This window comes from Mesorhizobium waimense (assembly GCF_003601975.1).
GTDB lineage: Bacteria > Pseudomonadota > Alphaproteobacteria > Rhizobiales > Rhizobiaceae > Mesorhizobium > Mesorhizobium waimense.
This window is the reverse complement of the sequence record NZ_QZWZ01000023.1, coordinates 22,200-41,368: the sequence shown is the minus strand read 5'-3', so window position 1 is coordinate 41,368 and position 19,169 is coordinate 22,200. Positions and strand designations below refer to the sequence as shown.

Sequence of the window (19,169 nt, the reverse complement as noted above, 5' to 3'; positions counted from 1 at the left end):
GCATGAATCCGGCTATTGCGCCTCGCCCGCCGTGGCGTGGCCGAAGATCTTCGGCAGCCCGCGCGCCACACCGGTGTCGACGGTGGCGGTCACGCTCATGCCGGTGCGCAGCGCCATCTTGGCGTCGGGATCGGTCAGTTCCAGGCGCACAGGAATGCGCTGGGTGACCTTGACCCAGTTGCCGGTGGCGTTCTGGGCGGGCAGCAGCGAGAACTCGGCGCCGGTGCCGGCTCCGATCGCCTTGACGGTCGCCTCGAAGGTCTTGCCCGGATAGGTGTCGACGACGATCTCGGCCTTCTGTCCCGGCTTCATGTTGGTAAGCTGGGTTTCCTTGAAATTGGCATCGACCCAGGTGTCGCCGGTCTCGACCAGCGAGAACAGCGGCGTGCCGGAGCCGACATACTGGCCGACCTTGAACGAGGAGGCCTGGCTGACGACGCCATCGGCTGGTGCCTTGACCGTGGTCTGCGCCAGGTCGTAGGCGGCCTTGTCGCGCGCGGCGAGCGCGGCCATCACGGTCGGGTGCTTATCGGTCTCGATGTCGGGATTGCCGCCAAGCGCGGCCTTGGCGCTGATGATGCCCTGTTCGGCGACCGCCAGCTGCTGCTTGGCCTTGTCGAGATCGTTCTTGGCCTGATCGAGCGACGATTTGGCATTGATGCCCTTCTGGGCGAGATCGGCGGCGCGGTCATACTGCGACTGGGCGAAATCGACCTCGCTGGTGTCGGATTTCTCCTGCGCCATCGACTGGCTGTAGGCGGCGCGCAACTGCTCGACATTGAGGCGCGCGCCGGCCACCGCCGCATCCGCCTGGGCGAGCGCGATCCGGTAGGGCTCGGGATCGATGGCAAACAGCACGTCGCCCTGCTTGACGAGCTGGTTGTCGGCTATATCGACCGTCACGATGCGGCCTGCCGTGTCAGAGGCGATCGAAACCTTGGCCTGCTCCAGATTTGCGTTCTCGGTTTCCTGGTAGCGGCCGCCGGTGACCCAGACATAGCTGCCGCCGGCGATCAGCGCCGCGGGCAGCGCGATCATCAACAGCGAGCGGCCGAGGCGGCGCTTCTTCTTAGGGACGACGGGCACCGGAGGCGCGACCGCCACGGGCGCCGTCGCCGGCTGCGCCGAAGCATCCAATTCCAGCTTGGTGATCTTTTCGTCTATCTTGGCTACCGCGTTCATGCTGCTGCGCCTTCCGTATTCCTGACTTTTTCCGAGGACGAGGTCTCGCCGTCCGCAAGATTCTGCACGATCCTATCCAGCGCCCTGACCAGGACGCGGCGATCTTCCGGCGAAACGCCGACCAGCGATTCCTCATAGACCTCGCCGGCAAGGCTTTTGACTTGGGCATAGGCCTCGCTCGCCTTGGCGGTCGGGAAGATCATGCGCACGCGGCGGTCGGCGGCGTCGGAGCGACGCTCGATCCAGCCGCCCTCCTCCATCCGGTCGACCAGGCGCGAGACGCTGATCGGCTCGATTTCGAGAAGTTCGGCGAGCCGCGCCTGCGCGACACCTTCTTCCTTGGCGACGCGGACCAGAAGCCGCCATTGCGCCGAGGAAAGGCCGAGGCCGCTGGCGCGTGCCTCGAAGCGCTTGCGCATCAGGCGCTGCACGTCGTGGATCAAAAATCCCAATCTGTCGATGCTGTCGGAAACCATGAGCGGCATATATAATAAGCGTGCTTACTATTCAACGTGGGCAGCCATGCAAATACGATCACGACGCCGTGATCGGGAGCGGAGACCATCGCTTGTGGCCCGGAGTCCCGTCACAGGCGGTTGCGGATCAGCATGGTGACGACGAAGAAGGCGCCGAGCGAGCTGGTGATGATGCCGATCGGCAGTTCCTGCGGCGGCAGCAGCGTGCGGGCCAGAAGGTCGCTTGCCAAAAGCAGCACCGCGCCGAACAGCGCCGCGCTGGCGATCAGGCGAAGGTGCAACGGTCCGGCAAACGGCCGGCACAGATGTGGGATCATCAGGCCGACGAAGCCGATGACGCCGGCGACCGAGACGAGGATCGCGGTCGACAGGGCGGCGACCAGAAAGGTCGTGCGGCGCATGCGCGCCACCGGCACGCCGAGGCTTTCGGCGGCGTTCTCGCCGGCGAGGAAGGCATCGAACCGGCGGTGGTTCCACAGCCCATAGGCAAGGATGATGCCCGCGCCAAGTGCGGCCAGGCCGATATTGTCCCAGCGCGCCAGGCCGAGCCCGCCCATGGTCCAGAACAGCACAGAATGAGCGGCGCGTTGGTCGCCGGCGAAGACGAGATAGTTGGTGAGCGCGGTGAACATGAAGGAGACGGCAAGCCCGGCAAGGATCAGCCGTTCGGGTCCCTGCCCCTTCACCCGCGACACCAGCAACAGCACCACGGCCGCGGCCAGCATGCCGCCGGTGAAAGCGGCGACCGGCAAGGTCCAGATGCCGAAACTGTCGCCGAAGACGGTGATGACGGAGACGGCGCCGGCGGCGGCACCCGAGGAGAGACCGAACAGGAACGGATCGGCGAGATCGTTGCGGGTCACCGTCTGTAGCAGCGTGCCGACGACGCCCAGCCCGGCGCCGACCGCGATCGCCAGCAGCGTGCGCGGCAGCCGGAGATCGACGACGATCTTGCCGATTGGTCCTGACATGGCATGCGCGTCGAGCCCGACCGCATGCGCCAGGGCGCCGACGACATCGGACAGCGCGATCACCGTCGAGCCATAGGCGATCGACAGCAGGGCGAGCGCGGCGACCAGCGCAGCACCCACCATCATGGCCAGGACGAATGATTTCTGATGCAAGCGAAAGCGCGTCGCATTTGAATGGACGCTTGCGACGCGCTTTAGGTTGTTGTTTTGATGCATGTCGTTATCCCAAAACCGCTGCGCACTTTTGGGCGACATCCATTAGAAGGCTTCCGGATGCATCGCCCTGGCGATCTTGCCGATCGCCTCGATGTTGGCGGGTCCGGGCGTCAGCTCGGCATAGCGCAGTGCCACGAAACGCTCGTTCTTGACCGCGTCCGTTTCCTTCATCGCCGGATGCGCCTTGAGGAATTCGAGCAGCTTCTTGTAGCCGCCGCCAGCCTGGTAATCGAGCAGGATGAGGAATTGAGGATTGCGCGCCGCCACCGTTTCCCAATCTGTCGTGCCCCAGCTTGTCTCCATGTCGGCCATGACGTTGTCGCCGCTGGCAGCCGCGATCATGGCGTTCGGTATGGCGAATTTGCCGGCGGTGAACGGCTTGTCTTCGCCGGAATCGTAGAGGAACACGCGGGTGCCCTTGGCGCTGCCGACCTTGGCGGTGATCTCGGCCAGTTGCGCCTTCCAGCCGGAGACGAGCTTGTCGGCCTCGGCGTCCTTGCCGAAGATCTTGCCCAGCTTTTCGACGTCGCCATAGAGCAGGTCCATCGAAGCGGCGGGGCGGTTCTTGTCGAGATGGACGCAGCTTTCCGTCAGCACCAGAGTCTTGATGCCGTGCGGGGCGAGCGTGTCCGGGGTCACCTCGCCGCCCGGCTTCATGCCGTAATACCAGCCGGCGAAGAAGAAATCCGGCCCGACGGCGACTAGGTTTTCCAGCGTCGGATATTTCGGCGCCAGCTCAGGGATCAAACCCTGCTCGGCCTTGAATTCGGGGCCGACCTTGTACCAGCCCGTGATGCCGGTTAGGCCGACGATCGACGGCTGCAGCTTCAGCGCGAAGGCCATCTCGGCCATGTTGAGATCTTGGATGACGGCGCGCTTCGGCGGCGCGTCGAAGGTCAGCTTCTTGCCGCAATTGTCGACGGTGACCGGGAAGGCGAAAGCCGCCGAGGCGAACAGCGACAAGGCAAGGGAGAGGGCGAGGCGTTTCACGAGGTATGGCTCCTTTGGGTGCAGGTCGGATCAGGATGGCGAAGCGGCGCGGTTGGGAACGTCGAAGACAGTCAGCTCGCGGTCCTCGGTCGGATGGCGCAGGCGAAACACGTCGATGCCGAACACCTCCTGGATCAGTTGCTGTGTCAGCGCATCGCGCGGCGTCGCCAGCGCATGCAGCCGGGCGTTGTTCATCACTGCGACCCTGGTGGCGAAAGGCGCCACCAGCGCCAGATCGTGCAGCACCGCGACCACGCTCGTGCCGAAGCCGGCGACCAGCTCGAGCAGCTCGCCTCGGGCGCGCGGATCGAGATGGTTGGTCGGCTCGTCGAGGAACAGGATTTTTGGCTCCTGGGCGATGGCTCTAGCCAGTTGCGCGCGCTGGCGCTCGCCGCCGGAGAGCGAGCCGATGCTGCGGCCAAGCAGCGGCAGCAGGCCGGTCCGGCGTAGCGCCTCGAGGACGATGTCGCGATCTTCGCGCATGCGCCGCATGCCGGCATGCGGGACGCGGCCGAGCTCGACATAGTCGATCAACGCGAGCCGCGGATCGGGCTGATCGGCCTGGCCGACGACGGCCATGTTGAGCGCCCGCTCGGCCGACGTGATCCGGTCGAGGCGGCGCCCCGACAGGCGGACCTCGCCGGCGCTCGGCGGCAGCGCGCCGCACAGCATGCGCAAAAGCGTGGTCTTGCCGGCGCCATTGGGACCGATGATGGCCAGGCGATCGCCTGCCGCGACCGACAGGCTTACCCCATCCACCAGGCGGCGGCCATTCGCCACCGCGCTCACGTCGCGGGCTTCGAGCAGGGTCATCGGCTTGGCTCCGGCCTCGAAGCGGGGATGCGAGCCGGCCCGGTGGAATCGCGGCACGGCGCGCACACGATGATGCGATGGATGGAGGCTTCCAACGTTCCGTCACTTTCCAAAACTGGCGACGGAAGGAAGCTGGGCCATCGGACGACAGACCGATGGCTACGTCTCCTCCCGGCACACCCCGTCCGGTCAACTCATGCTGATGGCAGGTCTCCTGGCTCGCGGGTCTCGGCTTCATCCTGCCTTCCCAGCCTTGCCGGCCAGTGGCATTCGCGGATGTTGCTCGCCGCTTACAGTTGCGGGGGCAGCCACGGTCTCGACCCAAAAACGGGCCTCACCGTGTTCCCTTTTCACCCCTCGCCTTTCGACTCGGGGACCATCATTTTCTACCGTAGGTTTCCGCCGATCGCGCCGCAACGGTTTTTTGATTGCAGGCATCGGTTCGCCTTCGGTAGATGCGTATGTAATAACATTACGTATCAAGCACAGCCATATGCTGTCAACACCGGCGGGCCGTCCGCACCAAAGCTCAACGGCTTTGCCGTCTGGCGTTGCGGCGCACCTACTAACCGGCAGAGGCGCTATATCGTCGTGGTCGTCGATTGACCCGCTTCGGGCGCAGCCTGCGCGCCAAGCGCCAGCCGGATGCCATCGGCCAGATGCGCCGCGTCGGCTGGGCTCTCGAACGGCATGGCCTTGGTCGCATAGTCGATCGGCGAGAAACCGGGGTCGCCCTCGTTGATGAGGGCGGCCTGCCGGCGCGCTTCGTCCATCGCGCCGAGCTGGGCGTAGCAGGCGGCTAGCCGCGTCCTGATCCACGGCGTCGGCCGTGTCGCAAGTTCCAGAGCCTCGGCCGCCGGCTTGTAGTCGCCCATCATGTAGAGCGCCAGCGAGCGGTCGAACTGATACCAGTGCGGGATCATCGGATCGATGCGGATGGAGCGCGCCAGCCAGCCCAGCGCCTCGAACGGGCGCCCGCGCATGGTCAGCACAAGGCCCATCTGCTCGATGCAGTCGGCATCGCAGGGATTGAGCTCGAGCGCGGTCCGCAAATGATGCTCGGCCGCGTCGTGCTCGCGCATGTAGAGACGCACCAGCGACTGGATGCGATGGCCGGTCGCCTGGTCGGGCGACAGCGCCAGGCCCCTGGCAACGTGCTCGCGCGCCTCGACCAGATCGGCATGGCTGGACTCTTCGAATTCGCCCTTCAGCGCGCAGGTCAGGCCGACATAGATATGGGCGAGCCCATAGGCCGGGTCCTTGGCGACGGCCGCCTCGAAGAAGGCCCTCGCGCCCTCGATGTCGGTCTGCGCGGGGTCGCGCACCAGGGCCACGCCGCGCAGCACCAGCTCATAGGCGGCAAGGCTGGTGACCGGTTTGCGCGACGCCTGCTGCAGGCCGGCATTGGTGACCCGCCTGGCCAGGCGCCCGACGATCTCCTCGACGATATCCTGCTGGACGGCGAAGAAGCCGCTGTCGGCGGCCTGGTAGCGATCGCCCCAGAGCTGGCTGGCATTGGCCGCGTCGACGAGGTTGACGGCGGCCAGGATCTGGTCTCCCTGCCGCCGCACCGAGCCTTCGACCAGATAGTCCGCGCCGATGCGCGAGCGGATCTGCGGCCATTCCGAGCGGGCGAAGGAAGCGAAGGAGAAGCTGGAATTGCGGGCCAACACCGTGACCGTGCCGAAGCGCGCCAGGCCGTTGATGATGTCCTCGGCAAAGCCGTCGACGATCGGATCATCGGCCGAGTTGCCGCTCTCGTTGCGAAAGCGCAGCACCGCCACGATCGGCTGCGAGCCGATCTCGGGCGCCGGCTCGACCTCGGCCGCCAGCATGTAGCCGCGCTTCGACACGGTGCGCACGAGGTGGTCGCCCAGTACCTTGCGGATCTCGCGGATCGACTGCGTCAGCGAATCCTCGGTGACGAAGACGCCCGGCCAGACCGCATCCATGATCTCCGATTTGGGCACGACGCGGCCCATGTACCGGGCGAGCAGCGTCAACAGCGCATAGGCCTTCGGCCGCAGGAACGCCGGCCCGTCGGCATGGCGTAGCGTGCCCTTGCCGAGGTCGAGCGTGTAGCCGCCGAAGTGAAACACCTGATCGACTGTGGCGATCTCCACCGGGATCCTCCCCTGACACTGAGCATTGGACATGCTGCTTGGAGGGTACGTCAAGGGGCGGGTGAGAGCCGCGAGAGCGCTTCGGCCAGGGCAGGAAGCACCCACCCACGGCCCGGCTATATCAACGGGCCGTGGATTGCTTCCAGACGCATCAGAGCGGGATTCATCGCGTGAACCGCCGGCAGCGCTCCCCTTCCCCCTGCCGACGGGAGTCAGGCGGGCGTCGCGTACAGGGTTCGTGGTGGATTGTCATGACCGCGATTTTGCACCGGGAGCAACTCGCGCGCGAACTGCGAGACTTGAGCAGTGTTGGCTTGCCCAAGGGGAGGAGTTCGCCGCCAGTCGAACTGTTGGCTCGACGCCGGACCAGCAACCTTTCCAGCGCTCCTCCGATAAGGGCGGGACGCGCCTAGGATCGAGCAGACCGTCCGACAGAGCCACGAGTAGCGCGACGGTGACGGAAGCGGCTGGATCGCCATCCGTCGCAAGAAGCTTCCGGACGACGCCGTGATATTTCCTGCATTAATACTTCGATGAGTGCTGTTCAATACTGGTATTATCTCAAGATGCGACTATGATCCCCTGAATTCAGGGAGAGGGGCCATGAAGCGCAATCAAAGCGACTATGCCACGCGCGACCCGGAGAAGCGGCGCCTGCGTATCTACGCGACCGATCCGATGAGCGGCCGGCGCGCGCCCTATCGGATAACGATCGAGGTCCCCAACGAGATCGACCTCGAGACGGGTCCGCGCGGCCAACTTGTCGAGGTCTACGACTACGATGCCTGGAACGAGCGTTTCTACGCGAGCGTCAACCTCAACGAGCGCCCGCTGCTCATGGAGGCTGGCCTTCCGCAGAGCGAGTCGGACCCGCGCTTCCACCAGCAGATGGTCTACGCGGTCGCCATGAAGGTGATCGACAGCGCGGTTCGGGCGCTTGGCCGCAACATTTCCCTGTCGCGCAAAAGGCGTCCGCTCCGGCTCTTCCCGCACGCCTTCTATGGCCGCAACGCTTTCTTCGACCCCGAGCTCAACGCCATTCTCTTCGGCTACTTCAAGGCCGACGTGAATTCCCCCGGCCAAAACATACCCAGCCAGACCGTTTTTACGTGCCTGTCGCACGACATCATTGCCCATGAGATGACGCACGCCATCGTGCATCGCCTCCGCCCGTACTTCCTCGAGCCGAGCAATGTCGATGTCCTCGCCTTCCACGAGGCGTTCTCCGACATCGTGGCGCTGTTTCAGCGCTTCTCCTATCGCGAGCTCCTCGCCGAACACATCCAGGCCTCGGAAGGCGCACTGCAAAAATCAAAAATGCTCGTGGAGCTGGCCCAGCAGTTCGGTCAGGCGATTGGCTCAGGAAAGGGGCTTCGCTCGGCCATTGACGAGAAGCCGCATCCGGGAAAGCTGGCAAAGACACACGAAGCGCACGAGCGCGGGGCGATCCTGCTGAGCGCGGTTTTCGCAGGGTACATCAAGGCGTTCCAGAACCGCACCGCGGACCTCTTGCGCATTGCGACAGGTGGCTCCGGCGAGCTGCCGGGCGGCCGCCTCCATCCGGATCTCGTCAATCGCCTCTCCACCGAAGCGGCGCAGCTGTCGGACCGGTTCCTCCGGATGTGCTTCCGGGCCTTCGACTACATGCCGCCCGTCGACGTCACGTTCGGCGATTTTTTGCGCGCGCTCGTCACCTCCGACTTCGAGCTGAACCCCGCCGATCCCGGCGAGGTGCGGTTCGAAACGATCGAAGCCTTTCGCGAGCGGGGCATATACCCCTCCGGGGTCCAGTCGCTCGCCGAGGAAGCCTTGCTGTGGCCCAGCCAGATCAACGGCGTGCCCGAGCGGCTCCATGATCACATCCTTGCCATGGCCCGGAACCTTCTGACCCTCTCGGCCGAGGGCCTCGACCAGGCGCGCGTTGCGACGCGTCACAAGCAGGCGCGCGTAAACCAGGCAGCGTCGCTGCAAAGCGGCTCGCTTGAGGAGAGCGGCGAAGAAGATGCCATTCCCGACCCAAGCCGGCCGACGGTTGACCGCGGTGCGATGTTCCCGGCGCTGCATCAGTATGCCCTGAACAACGCCGACGCATTCGGGCTCGACAAGGGCCGAACCATCGCAGTGATCGGCTTTCACGCCACCCACCGGATCACTGCCGAGCAGCGCCTTGCCGTCGAGTTCGTGGCCCAATTCATGCAAACCGAGGAACCCGCCGATCCCAACTCCGGCGACCTTCCGTTCCGCGGTGGCGCCACGGTCATCTTCGGCAGCGACGGCACCGTGCGCTACATCGCGTCCAAGCCGATGAACAACGCGCGGCTCCCCAAGGAGCTCAACGACGCGGCACTGGCCCGCCGCAAAGCAACGGCCTCCTTTGTCGAGAGTATGGACGCTCGCGACCCCAACATGGCGTTCGCCGACGCCGCCTACATCAGCAACCGGATGAAGCTCAGGGCCCGCTTCCGCGCACTGCACGAGGGAGCCTGAGCATGCCCGGCAACATCAACATCCGCATGTACAATGTCGGCTTCGGCGACTGCTTCCTCGTCACTCTGCCAACCAGCGATGGCGACCGGAAAATACTCATCGACTGCGGCTCGATCAAGAAGAAGAAGAAATCGATCGAAGACATCGCCAAGCAGGTGATCAAGGACGTTACGGTCGACGGCAAGGCCCGCATCGACGTCCTTGTCCTCTCTCACCGCCACGAGGACCACCTTTCCGGCTTCGCCAAGAAGGTCTGGGGCGAGGTCGAGGTCGGCGAGGTGTGGATGCCATGGGTAGAGTCCCCGACCGATCCGGCTGCCCGGCGCATTCGCAATGAACTGGCGGCAACCGCCCGAAACCTGAGGGTCGCTGCTACGCTGCTTGGACTAGACGAGAATCGGATCGGCGCAGTCGCCCTCAACGCGCTCTCCGACGAGGGCGCGCTCGGCACGCTGCACCGCGGCTTCAAGGGCGAGCCCGAGCGGCGCTTCTTCCCCAAAAGCAAGACGGCCGTGGTCGAGGAAATCAAGACACCACTCCTCCCTGGCATCGACATCTTTGTCATGGGGCCGCCACACGACGACACGGCGCTGAACGATCCCGACCCACCGCAAGGTCAGTCGCTGCTCACGGGGTTCTCCGCCAATCCAGACGGCGCCAGTGCAGGTGAAAAGTTCCAGCCATTCGGCGAGGGGTGGATCGAAGAGTTTCCGCCGATGCTTGACGATCGGCAGCAGATCAATGAGGCAGCCTCGATGGTCGCGGCGTACGAACTCGCAGCGGCCAAGCTCGATGCCGATATCAACAATACGAGCCTCATCCTGCTTTTCCGCATCGGCGACGAGTACCTGCTCTTTCCCGGTGATGCGCAGTGGGGTCCCTGGGAGTTGGCGCTCGGGGATGCCGAAGCGGTGGAGTTGCTTGAGAAGGTTACCTTCCTCAAGGTCAGCCACCACTCTAGTCACAACGGGACGCCGGCATCGCTGCTCCGTGACATCATCGGCAAAAACAACGCGCACAATGGTGTGGTCCAGGCAATGGTGTCGATGACGCCCAAGAAAGGGTGGGAGGGAATCCCCCACGAGCCGATCCTCACGCTGCTCACCGAAAGGAATTTCCCGTTCTGCGTGAGCGACCGCGCCGAAGACAACCCGCCTGGGCCTTTCGTCCGCAACGGCACGCTCTGCTACGACCTCGATATTCCAGTCTAGCCCGAACCCGTTCCATCAATAACGGCAGCGCTCCTTCACGCTCGGCTCGTAGCCTTGCTCGCGTTCAGCGAGGAACCGCCGAAGTCGGTCAACCAGCAGACCGGCCGCCGGTCGGCCTCGACCTGGCCGACGCTGATCGCGGCCTCTATCGCCAGTTCGCTCACCTTGTGCGGATCGGCGTCATAGGAGACGCCGAAGTTCACGTCGAGGCGCACGAGGTTGTCGCTGAACGACCAGAACGTTCCTGATACGGTGCCATGCCTACCGGAAATCGGCAGCAGTCAAAGTGTAGGAACTGCGGCGGTCGCGGGAATAGGCTTTGCTGGCAACCTGGTGGATGGATGTTCGCAAGTTGTCGAAGGCTGAAAGGCATTTTGTTTCCGACGCCGCTGTCCCGGCCAAGGCGGTGTCCGATTTTGCCAGCGCCGCGATCTCGACGAAGAATCGCACCTCGAACATGCCGTCATGGCCGGTGAAGCGGACGGCGTTGCGGGCTTCGTCGAAGCTGCGGCTGGGGTTGGGAAAGGAGAGCGTCATGACTGGCCCGCCACTCTCTCGTGCGGGACAATTGGCGGCGCCGCAACCCGCGCCCTGCGGCGCTCGGCGTTGCGCTGGTTGAGGGACAACATGCTGCGCGTCGCATCCGACCGGCTGAGGCCGGTCATCGCAACGCCGTCCTCATGTGCCGGAATTCCGGAGAAGACGTGATAGACGGTCCAGGAACGATCCGCTTCGACGCGGCGGCCATATTGGCGATTTGCGAAGTCGCGTCCCGACGCGCCACCCTCGTTTTCCCAGATCCGAAGCGCGGCGGCATTGCGCTGCCGATCGGTTTCGGTGTTGCGGGCATTCATGATGCTGGCCTTTCCTCATTGACCGCTTGCGTGGCGAGAGCGCCCGAATAGAGCGTTGCGCCAGTCGCGTCGGCGATCGTCAAGGCGTCCGGCCGCTGCGGCATGTTCAGGGTCCTGGCCAAAAGCCTGGCGATTTCGATCGCATCGTCGAGGTCGGCCGCTTCCACGATCTCGCGGCCGATCAGGGCATGCGCATCGTCCGCCTCTCGGGTGCGATAGAATTCGATCAGGATCTTCATCGCCCGTCTCGCAGCGTCAGTTCTTGCCCTTGCCGCGCGGGGCACTGATGTTGGCGGCAAGCCTGGTCTGGGTGCCGAACACGCTTTCAGCTTTGGGCAGGACCTTTTCCTGCTTCGGCTTCCTGATCTCCCGGCTCGAGCGTTTTTGTCCCTTTGACATGGTCGAACGTCCTTTCGATGAGCGTTATGGTGTCACCGGGCGACGTGTCGACCGGTTCGAGGCTGTCCTGCGTCGCCACCCGTTCATGAAGTTCGCCGTCGCTGCGGATGCGGTATTGCAGCGAATCTCCTCGGGGCGGCAGCGTGGCCATGATGCGGTAGATTTCCGCGGTCTTTGGAAACGTGCCGAAGCCGCCCTTCAGCCGGACAGCCAGTCCGACGGCAAAGAGATGCGTTGCGGCTTCGCGGCGGACCGGGCGTGCGTTGCGTTGCATCAGGGTGGTGGTTCTCATCATTGTCTCTGGTCCTGCTCCAGTGCGGCTTCAAGCGATGCCGGTTCGATCGGCACCATCTGCCGCGTGGCTCCGCTGGCGGAAATCGCCGGCAGGTGAATGAAGGTGGCGACGCGGCGCCATGCGATCAGCGAAGCCCCTTCGAGGGCCTCCTCGTCATGATCGACGCGATACTCTCCGGGTGGTTGCGGCGCATCGAAGCCGGGCAGCGAAAACGCCGACCTGAAGCGAACGACTGATGGTGTGGTGCGGCTGGTCATGAATTGCGGCTTTCCGCGGAAACGCACGGCTGCGCCTTTCCGTATCATTCCCACTCGAACCGCTGAGGCGATGCCCGACGCTGCCAGTATATCCGTGGTCAGCGTCGGTTTCATTCCAGGGTTCGAACGGGACGAAATGTGCGCCGGACCGGCGCATGCACTCGTTTTCGAGAATTCGGTGGTGAATGGCGGGGCTCTGACACAAAGCCAACTCGACCAAATCAACGAGCTTTACATATGCGCCTCAATTGAGTTGCAAACAAGGTCGCGGTGCCCTTTTATTTGTCCTTTGAAATAACAAATCAGCGTCCGCGAAAATCACGGCGGCAGAAAGTTTTCCTCCGATGCGAATGATTTTCTGCGCGTCTCGAATTATTTCATTCGATTTCTTGGACATTCGCGAGAATTAATTCTGGCACTCCTATCTATCGAGTGCCAACGCGCCTATATCAGGGGTAGCGGCCGCCTATGCTGGCCCCAGAAAGAAGTTTCCCATGAAATTCCGGCCACTCCACGACCGCGTCGTCATTCGCCGCGCCGAAGGCGACACCAAATCCAAGGGGGGCATCATCATTCCCGACAATGCCAAGGAAAAACCCCAGGAAGGCGAAGTGATCGCCGTTGGCCCGGGCGCTCGCGACGAAAACGGCGCGCTGATCGTGCCCGATGTGAAAGCCGGCGACTTCATCCTGTTCGGCAAATGGTCGGGCACCGAGGTCAAGATCGACGGCGAAGACCTTCTGATCATGAAGGAAGCCGACATCATGGGTATTATCGAGAAGATCGACATTCTCGACAAGACAGCGGCCGTCAAGAACGCCGCCTGACCAGGCTGGCTTTACGGCAAACCGCGCACTCCAATTTTCGAACGGGATGAACAATCATGTCTGCCAAGGAAATCAAATTCTCCACCGATGCCCGCGACCGCATGCTGCGCGGCGTCGAATTGCTCAACAACGCCGTCAAGGTGACGCTCGGCCCCAAGGGCCGCAACGTCATCATCGACAAGGCCTATGGCGCGCCCCGCATCACCAAGGACGGCGTGACGGTGGCCAAGGAAATCGAGCTCACCGACAAGTTCGAGAACATGGGCGCGCAGATGGTGCGCGAAGTGGCCTCGAAGACCAACGACCTTGCCGGTGACGGCACCACCACCGCCACGGTACTGGCCGCCTCGATCCTGCGCGAAGGCGCCAAGCTGGTTGCCGCCGGCATGAACCCGATGGATCTCAAGCGCGGCATCGACCAGGCCGTTGCCGCCGTGGTCAAGGAAGTCAAGTCGCGGGCCAAGAAGGTCAAGTCCTCGGCCGAGATCGCGCAGGTCGGCACCATCGCCGCCAATGGCGACGCCACCGTCGGTGCGATGATCGCCAAGGCGATGGACAAGGTCGGCAATGACGGCGTCATCACCGTCGAGGAAGCCAAGACCGCCGAGACCGAACTCGACGTCGTCGAGGGCATGCAGTTCGACCGCGGCTATCTCAGCCCCTATTTCGTCACCAATGCCGACAAGATGCGCGCCGAGCTGGAGGACCCCTATGTCCTCATCCACGAAAAGAAACTTGGCAATCTGCAGGCGCTGCTGCCGATCCTCGAAGCCGTCGTGCAAAGCGGCAGGCCGCTGCTGATCATCTCGGAGGACGTCGAGGGCGAAGCGCTGGCGACGCTGGTCGTCAACAAGCTGCGCGGCGGCCTCAAGGTCGCGGCCGTCAAGGCGCCGGGCTTCGGCGATCGCCGCAAGGCGATGCTGGAAGACATCGCAGTGCTCACCGCCGGCCAGATGATTTCGGAGGATCTCGGCATCAAGCTCGAAAACGTCACCATCGAGATGCTCGGCCGCGCCAAGCGCGTGCTGATCGAGAAGGACACCACCACCATCATCGACGGTGCCGGCACCAAGGCGACCATCCAGGCGCGTATCGCCCAGATCAGGGGACAGATCGAGGAAACCACCTCCGACTATGACAAGGAAAAGCTGCAGGAGCGGCTGGCGAAGCTCGCCGGCGGCGTTGCGGTGATCCGCGTCGGCGGCGCCACCGAATCGGAAGTCAAGGAAAAGAAGGACCGCATCGACGATGCGCTGAACGCCACGCGCGCGGCTGTCGAAGAAGGTATTGTTCCGGGCGGCGGCGTGGCGCTGCTGCGCGCCAGGTCGGCGCTCAAGGGCCTGACCGGCGCCAATGCCGATGTGACGGCCGGCATCTCGATCGTGCTCAGGGCGCTCGAGGCGCCGATCCGCCAGATCGCCGAGAATTCCGGCGTCGAGGGTTCGATCGTCGTCGGCAAGCTCTCCGACAGCAAGGATCACAATCAGGGCTTCGATGCCCAGAACGAGGTCTATGTCGACATGATCAAGGCCGGCATCGTCGACCCGGCAAAGGTGGTGCGCACGGCACTGCAGGATGCCGGCTCGATCGCCGCGCTTTTGATCACCGCAGAAGCCATGATCACCGACATTCCGGCCAAGGACGCCGCGCCCTCACCCGGCGGCGGCGGCATGGGCGGAATGGGATACTGAGGCCTTGAAGTCAGGAGAAACCCGTGCGTGAACCGACACTGCTTCCGGTATTCGGCAGGCTTGGGGTCAAGCCGCCGGTCACCGTTGCGGCGACGCCGGCCAGATCCAGGAGCATGAAGAACGTGGCTGCCAGCATGCGGGAGGGTCTCTCGTCACACGGGGGCCTGGTTTTGAAGCTGGGTGTGGTGCTGTGGACAGTCGTCGTCCTGGCGGCAGTGTTTTTCATTGTGCAGGCCTGAACCGGTCAGTGGCGGGCGAGAACGAAAGGACGCGGACTATGGCAAACCGCTACGCGCTTCGCATGGACCATCCGGACAGTTGGACCGTTTTCGACGTCTTCACCGGCCAGCCCGCCGAGTCCAATCACAAGGTCATGGTCGGCATCAATGCCGGCGAAGCGGACGAGATAGTCGGCCGGCTGAATGATCAAGACTTCAAGCGGCGGGAAGAGGCCGGCCGCTGACCTGTGCTGATGCACCAACGGACAAATCTGCCGGAATGATTCGCTAACCAGCGGTCGGGGGCGTACAGTCCCGTCGTCGCCGGCCAGAACATGGGCACCGGCGCTTGAGAGCGTCCACCGTACTCCCGCCCCCTAAATGGGAGCTGCATCATGGACAATGATCATTCGGCCGATGTGATCTCGACTTTTGACTGCAATATCCTGCGCGACGCCTTCAGAACGTCGGTCATCGAAAATGGGATCCCCGAGGATCAGTGGCAAGGATACGCCGCGCTTTTGATCCGCGACTATACCGGCAATTCCGATTTTGAATCGGCATTGCTGGCCTGGATCGTACGAAAGTAATTTTATCGCCGTGCATAAGGTGCCGGAGCGGACAGCCGCTCCGCGCCTGCCTTCATTTTTACCTGAAAGGACATTGTCTATGAGATTCATGAAAACCCCGGACGCTCCGGTCGTAACGATCGAGCCGATCCTCAAGTCTCCGAAAGTCCTGTCGAAGCGGCTGACGATCAGAAGCGACGAAGCCGCAAGACGAAAGATCGCCGACACCGACGGCACAGTGCGGCGGGCGCGTCAAACTGCGGAAAGCAACCGTTTGATTTGATGTGCCTACGTCCCCGCCGGCGGCAGGCCGTCGGCTCCGACGATCTTGACGTCCCTGCCCGCATGCCCTTGGCGGTGAACACCGCACCCTCAGCGCCCGCCCGCCTCCCTCGTGATGATCTCGCGATGCGGATAGGGGATGCTTATGCCGTTTGCCTTGAATGTGTCCCACAGCGCCAGCAGCACCTTGCCGCGCACGTTGGTCAGGCCTTGCTGGGGGTCGCGGATCCAGAAGCGCAGGACGAAGTTCAGCGAGGAGTCGCCGAAGTCGGTCGGCCAGCAGACCGGCCGCCGGTCGGCGTCGACCCGGCCGACGCTGTCACAGCGGCAATCGGGCCTCAAGTCAGAAAGGAAGCGGTCACCAACAACGCTGCCCTATTCGCATTTGATCCTTTTGCCCGGCGGTGTCCGGCGCTATAATCAGCGATCGCTAAAATTGGGACGGAGCAGCTGTAAAACCAGAAAAGCGTCCGTCTTTGGGCCGGGGACCAACCATGGGAGGCCAAACATGCTTAGCGCCTTATGCAAAGCCTGCGCAGTGGTCCTTTTGTCAGGGAACTGCGCTTTCGCCCAATCGGATTTGATAGAACCAAAGGCTGGAACGTGGAAGACGTGGGTGATCACGTCGGGCGAGGACCTCCGAGTCCCGCCCCCACCGGATACTTCCACGGCCGAGCTGGAGCAGCTCCGAAATATTATCGCAAAGAACGATGCGCAGGTCGCCGCGAAGATCACGTTCTGGGATGCCGGCTCGCCTGGCTATCGATGGATCGACCTGGTCAACGACCGCCTTCTCGAAGGCAAGCAGATTCCCAACGCACACCGCGTCTATACGTATTTGACGATGGCGATCTACGACGCCACCATTGCCGCGTGGGAGTCGAAGTACTTCTATAATCGCCCGCGCCCGAGCGAGGCGGATGCGGCACTGTCGGTTGTGCTGCCTACGCCGCGGAGTCCCTCCTACCCATCGGAGCATGCCGCAGTCGCCGGAGCCGCCGCGACCGTTCTGTCCTATTTCTTTCCGGACGAGACGTCGTCGTTCGAGGCAATGGCCGAAGAAGCGGCACAGTCCCGTGTCCTTGCCGGTCTCCAATTCCCGAGCGATTCTTCCGCCGGCCTCGAATTGGGGCGACGGGTGGCTGAACAGGTGATTGCGCGGGCAAAGGCCGATGGCTCCGACGCAGTCTGGGCCGGCACGGTCCCGACCGGGCCATGCAAGTGGGTCGGGGACAAACCCGCCAATGTAACCGTGCCGAACTGGAAGCCGATCGTACTCGCAACAGCCGATGAGTTCAGGTCGCCGGCCCCACCCGACTGCCAGTCCCCGGCCGTAAAGGCCGAGACAGATGCAATCCGGCAGTTTGAACGAAAATTCCCTAACAGCTACAAAGCGTTCTATTGGCAGAGCCCATCCGGCCTGTTCACCGACTGGTACGACTATGCCAGCAAGTGGATGTTCGAAGACAAGACGGATTCGAATCCGCCGCGTGCCGCGCGGGCTTACGCGATGCTTGCAACGGTATATTACGACGCTCTCATTGCAAGCAACGATGGGAAGTACGCTTATTGGTACCTGCGCCCCCACATGCTTGATCCGAGCATCACTCCCCAGTTTGCGGTCCCTGCCCATCCCAGTTATCCGTCCAACCACTCCACGCTTTCAACTGCCCGATGCGAGGTCCTGGCGTACCTGTTTCCCAGCCATGCTGAATTCATCCGCAAGGTTGGCAAAGAGGCCGGCGATTCGCGCGTCTGGGCAGGCATCCACTACGAAATGGACAACAAGGCCGGTGCCGCACTCGGCAAAGCGGTCGCGGAGAAATTCATCGAGCGGGCGAGAAAGGATGGAGCAGACTAGCGGAAGGAGAGACGAAGCAGTCATTGGGACGCCGCCCAGTCGCCCTTGGCCACTGCCTCGATGCCGCCGGCGGCAGCCCGTCGGTGCCGACCATCTTGACGTCCTTGTCCTTGACGCCGCCCTTGGCGACCAGCAGCGCCCCCGCACCCTCAGCGCCCGCCCGCCTCTCTCATGATGATCTCGCGATGCGGATAGGGAATGCTTATGTCGTTGGCCTTGAATGTGTCCCACAGCGCCAACAGCACCTTGCCGCGCACGTTGGTCAGGCCTTGCTGGGGGTCGCGGATCCAGAAGCGCAGGACGAAGTTCAGCGAGGAGTCGCCGAAGTCGGTGAGCCAGCAGACTGGCCTCCGGTCGGCGTCGACCCGGCCGACGCTGATCGCGGCCTCTATCGCCAGCTCGCTGACCTTGTGCGGATCGGCGTCGTAGGAGACGCCGAAGTTCACGTCGAGGCGCACGAGGTTGTCGCTGAACGACCAGTTGATGACCCTCTGGGTGATGAAGTCCTCGTTGGGGATCAGGAATTCGCGGCCGTCGCGCGTCACCACCGAGACAAAGCGCGCCCGCAATTCGCGTATCCAGCCGAACGTGCCTTCCAGAGAAATCGTGTCGCCCGGCTTGATCGACTTGTCGAGCAGGATGATCACGCCGGAGACGAAATTCGAGACGACCTTCTGCAGCCCGAAAGCGAGACCGACGCCGACAGCACCGGAAAACACCGTCAGCGCCGTCAGGTCGAGACCGACGGCGGAGAATGCAACGGTCCCAGCCACCAGCACGAGACCGATCTTGGCGACCTTGCCGACGAGGACGCGGATCGACGGCGTCAGCTCCTCGGAGACGCGGACGCGCTCATCGATGTAATTGCCGGTGACCACCGCGAGCCAGACGGTGGCGATCAAGAGCAGCGCCGCCTTCAGCACCATGAGCGCCGAAAGGCGAACCGCGCCCAGAGGGATTGCGACGCTGTCGAGGAAAGCGGCTGCCTCGTCGCCGACGCCCAGTATGACAAGGGCCGCGTAGATCCAGGCCAGCCAGCCGAGCGTGCGCGCGACGAGGCGGTTGCGGATGATGCGCGACAGCACGGCCGCGAACAGCCACGCCAGCGAGAGCAGCAGCGCGACGAGGAGGAGATGGGTGCGGCTCGGCCAGGTGATGGCGCGCAGAATGTTAAGCGCGGCAAACAGCAGGATCGTGAACAGGATCCAGTCGGTGCGCCGCAACAGCGCGATGACAACCCTCAGCAGTCCGGGATGGCCCTTGATCTGGCGTGCCTGGTTCTCGACCAGCGGCTCGATCCGCAGCGCCGCGAGCTTCGCCACCAGGAAGAGCGAGACGATGATGGCGGCCTGATAGACGAACCACGGCGTGGCGGCATAGTCGAACCATCCGCCGGCCCAGGCCAGCGATCTATCGATGGCGTCGCGAAAATCCATTGCCACACGAC

22 protein-coding genes, 1 pseudogene and 1 riboswitch are annotated in these 19,169 nt (G+C 63.5%); of the genes and pseudogenes, 9 read left to right on the top strand and 14 right to left on the bottom strand.

What is annotated here, in order from left to right:
* Positions 1 to 12 precede the first annotated feature (12 nt).
* From D3227_RS25350 to D3227_RS25325, 6 genes are all read right to left on the bottom strand, one after another.
* Positions 13 to 1,182 carry an HlyD family secretion protein gene (locus D3227_RS25350; RefSeq protein ID WP_120017003.1) on the bottom strand — a complete coding sequence of 390 codons (1,170 nt, stop codon included), beginning with the start codon at positions 1,180 to 1,182 and terminating at the stop codon, positions 13 to 15.
* Positions 1,179 to 1,658, bottom strand: coding sequence for a MarR family winged helix-turn-helix transcriptional regulator (locus D3227_RS25345; protein ID WP_120017057.1), 480 nt, complete (start codon positions 1,656 to 1,658; stop codon positions 1,179 to 1,181). The genes D3227_RS25350 and D3227_RS25345 overlap by 4 nt, the downstream gene beginning before the upstream one ends.
* A 110-nt stretch (positions 1,659 to 1,768) precedes the next feature.
* Positions 1,769 to 2,755, bottom strand: a complete 987-nt coding sequence (locus D3227_RS25340) for a FecCD family ABC transporter permease (RefSeq protein WP_120017056.1) — start codon at positions 2,753 to 2,755, stop codon at positions 1,769 to 1,771.
* Positions 2,756 to 2,887: 132 nt separating this feature from the next.
* A complete protein-coding gene (locus D3227_RS25335; protein ID WP_120017002.1) occupies positions 2,888 to 3,835 on the bottom strand; it encodes an ABC transporter substrate-binding protein in 948 nt (315 codons plus the stop codon).
* 30 nt (positions 3,836 to 3,865) lie between these two features.
* Positions 3,866 to 4,648, bottom strand: coding sequence for an ABC transporter ATP-binding protein (locus D3227_RS25330; RefSeq protein ID WP_120017055.1), 783 nt, complete (start codon positions 4,646 to 4,648; stop codon positions 3,866 to 3,868).
* Between the two features lie 187 nt (positions 4,649 to 4,835).
* Positions 4,836 to 5,044, bottom strand: a riboswitch (cobalamin riboswitch).
* Positions 5,045 to 5,229: 185 nt separating this feature from the next.
* Positions 5,230 to 6,771: a winged helix-turn-helix domain-containing tetratricopeptide repeat protein gene (locus tag D3227_RS25325; RefSeq protein WP_120017001.1), complete on the bottom strand. Its 1,542-nt coding sequence runs from the start codon at positions 6,769 to 6,771 to the stop codon at positions 5,230 to 5,232.
* 678 nt (positions 6,772 to 7,449) lie between these two features.
* Between D3227_RS25325 and D3227_RS25315 the strand changes: the two genes are divergently transcribed.
* Positions 7,450 to 9,258 (top strand): gluzincin family metallopeptidase, encoded by a 1,809-nt coding sequence (locus D3227_RS25315; protein WP_147377670.1) that lies wholly within the window; start codon positions 7,450 to 7,452, stop codon positions 9,256 to 9,258.
* Between the two features lie 2 nt (positions 9,259 to 9,260).
* Positions 9,261 to 10,469 carry an MBL fold metallo-hydrolase gene (locus D3227_RS25310; protein WP_120016999.1) on the top strand — a complete coding sequence of 403 codons (1,209 nt, stop codon included), beginning with the start codon at positions 9,261 to 9,263 and terminating at the stop codon, positions 10,467 to 10,469.
* A 35-nt stretch (positions 10,470 to 10,504) separates the two neighbouring features.
* Here the strand turns inward: D3227_RS25310 and D3227_RS25305 are convergent, their stop codons facing one another.
* The 6 genes from D3227_RS25305 to D3227_RS25280 all read right to left on the bottom strand — a co-directional run bounded on the left by D3227_RS25305 (position 10,505) and on the right by D3227_RS25280 (position 12,274).
* Positions 10,505 to 10,684 (bottom strand): hypothetical protein, encoded by a 180-nt coding sequence (locus D3227_RS25305; protein WP_245451869.1) that lies wholly within the window; start codon positions 10,682 to 10,684, stop codon positions 10,505 to 10,507.
* A 46-nt stretch (positions 10,685 to 10,730) separates the two neighbouring features.
* A complete protein-coding gene (locus tag D3227_RS25300) occupies positions 10,731 to 11,006 on the bottom strand; it encodes a DUF1488 family protein (RefSeq protein WP_120016998.1) in 276 nt (91 codons plus the stop codon).
* Positions 11,003 to 11,323 (bottom strand): hypothetical protein, encoded by a 321-nt coding sequence (locus tag D3227_RS25295; protein ID WP_120016997.1) that lies wholly within the window; start codon positions 11,321 to 11,323, stop codon positions 11,003 to 11,005. The genes D3227_RS25300 and D3227_RS25295 overlap by 4 nt, the downstream gene beginning before the upstream one ends.
* The gene (locus D3227_RS25290; protein WP_120016996.1) at positions 11,320 to 11,562 is read right to left on the bottom strand and encodes a hypothetical protein; all 243 of its coding nucleotides are present in this window, start codon (positions 11,560 to 11,562) and stop codon (positions 11,320 to 11,322) included. Before D3227_RS25290 ends, D3227_RS25295 begins: the two co-directional genes overlap by 4 nt.
* Positions 11,563 to 11,648: 86 nt before the next feature.
* Positions 11,649 to 12,014 carry a hypothetical protein gene (locus tag D3227_RS25285; RefSeq protein WP_120017054.1) on the bottom strand — a complete coding sequence of 122 codons (366 nt, stop codon included), beginning with the start codon at positions 12,012 to 12,014 and terminating at the stop codon, positions 11,649 to 11,651.
* The gene (locus tag D3227_RS25280) at positions 12,014 to 12,274 is read right to left on the bottom strand and encodes a hypothetical protein (RefSeq protein ID WP_120017053.1); all 261 of its coding nucleotides are present in this window, start codon (positions 12,272 to 12,274) and stop codon (positions 12,014 to 12,016) included. Before D3227_RS25280 ends, D3227_RS25285 begins: the two co-directional genes overlap by 1 nt.
* A 494-nt stretch (positions 12,275 to 12,768) precedes the next feature.
* On the opposite strand from D3227_RS25280, the gene D3227_RS25275 reads away from it, so the two are divergent.
* From D3227_RS25275 to D3227_RS25250, 6 genes are all read left to right on the top strand, one after another.
* On the top strand, positions 12,769 to 13,101 hold the full coding sequence (locus tag D3227_RS25275) for a co-chaperone GroES (protein ID WP_120016995.1): 333 nt from the start codon (positions 12,769 to 12,771) through the stop codon (positions 13,099 to 13,101).
* A 56-nt stretch (positions 13,102 to 13,157) separates the two neighbouring features.
* The gene (gene groL, locus D3227_RS25270; protein ID WP_120016994.1) at positions 13,158 to 14,792 is read left to right on the top strand and encodes a chaperonin GroEL; all 1,635 of its coding nucleotides are present in this window, start codon (positions 13,158 to 13,160) and stop codon (positions 14,790 to 14,792) included.
* Positions 14,793 to 14,815: 23 nt separating this feature from the next.
* Positions 14,816 to 15,031 (top strand): hypothetical protein, encoded by a 216-nt coding sequence (locus D3227_RS25265; protein ID WP_120016993.1) that lies wholly within the window; start codon positions 14,816 to 14,818, stop codon positions 15,029 to 15,031.
* Positions 15,032 to 15,069: 38 nt separating this feature from the next.
* Positions 15,070 to 15,255 (top strand): hypothetical protein, encoded by a 186-nt coding sequence (locus tag D3227_RS25260; protein WP_120017052.1) that lies wholly within the window; start codon positions 15,070 to 15,072, stop codon positions 15,253 to 15,255.
* 150 nt (positions 15,256 to 15,405) lie between these two features.
* On the top strand, positions 15,406 to 15,600 hold the full coding sequence (locus D3227_RS25255) for a hypothetical protein (RefSeq protein WP_120016992.1): 195 nt from the start codon (positions 15,406 to 15,408) through the stop codon (positions 15,598 to 15,600).
* Between the two features lie 79 nt (positions 15,601 to 15,679).
* A complete protein-coding gene (locus tag D3227_RS25250; protein ID WP_120016991.1) occupies positions 15,680 to 15,862 on the top strand; it encodes a hypothetical protein in 183 nt (60 codons plus the stop codon).
* An 89-nt stretch (positions 15,863 to 15,951) separates the two neighbouring features.
* Here the strand turns inward: D3227_RS25250 and D3227_RS25245 are convergent.
* Positions 15,952 to 16,155, bottom strand: a pseudogene (locus D3227_RS25245) (mechanosensitive ion channel family protein); the annotation flags it as partial.
* A gap of 322 nt (positions 16,156 to 16,477) precedes the next feature.
* Between D3227_RS25245 and D3227_RS25240 the strand changes: the two are divergent.
* Positions 16,478 to 17,722 carry a phosphatase PAP2 family protein gene (locus D3227_RS25240; protein WP_245451868.1) on the top strand — a complete coding sequence of 415 codons (1,245 nt, stop codon included), beginning with the start codon at positions 16,478 to 16,480 and terminating at the stop codon, positions 17,720 to 17,722.
* 149 nt (positions 17,723 to 17,871) lie between these two features.
* Here D3227_RS25240 and D3227_RS25235 read toward each other — a convergent pair whose 3' ends face one another.
* On the bottom strand, positions 17,872 to 19,158 hold the full coding sequence (locus D3227_RS25235; protein WP_120016990.1) for a mechanosensitive ion channel family protein: 1,287 nt from the start codon (positions 19,156 to 19,158) through the stop codon (positions 17,872 to 17,874).
* Positions 19,159 to 19,169: the final 11 nt, after the last annotated feature.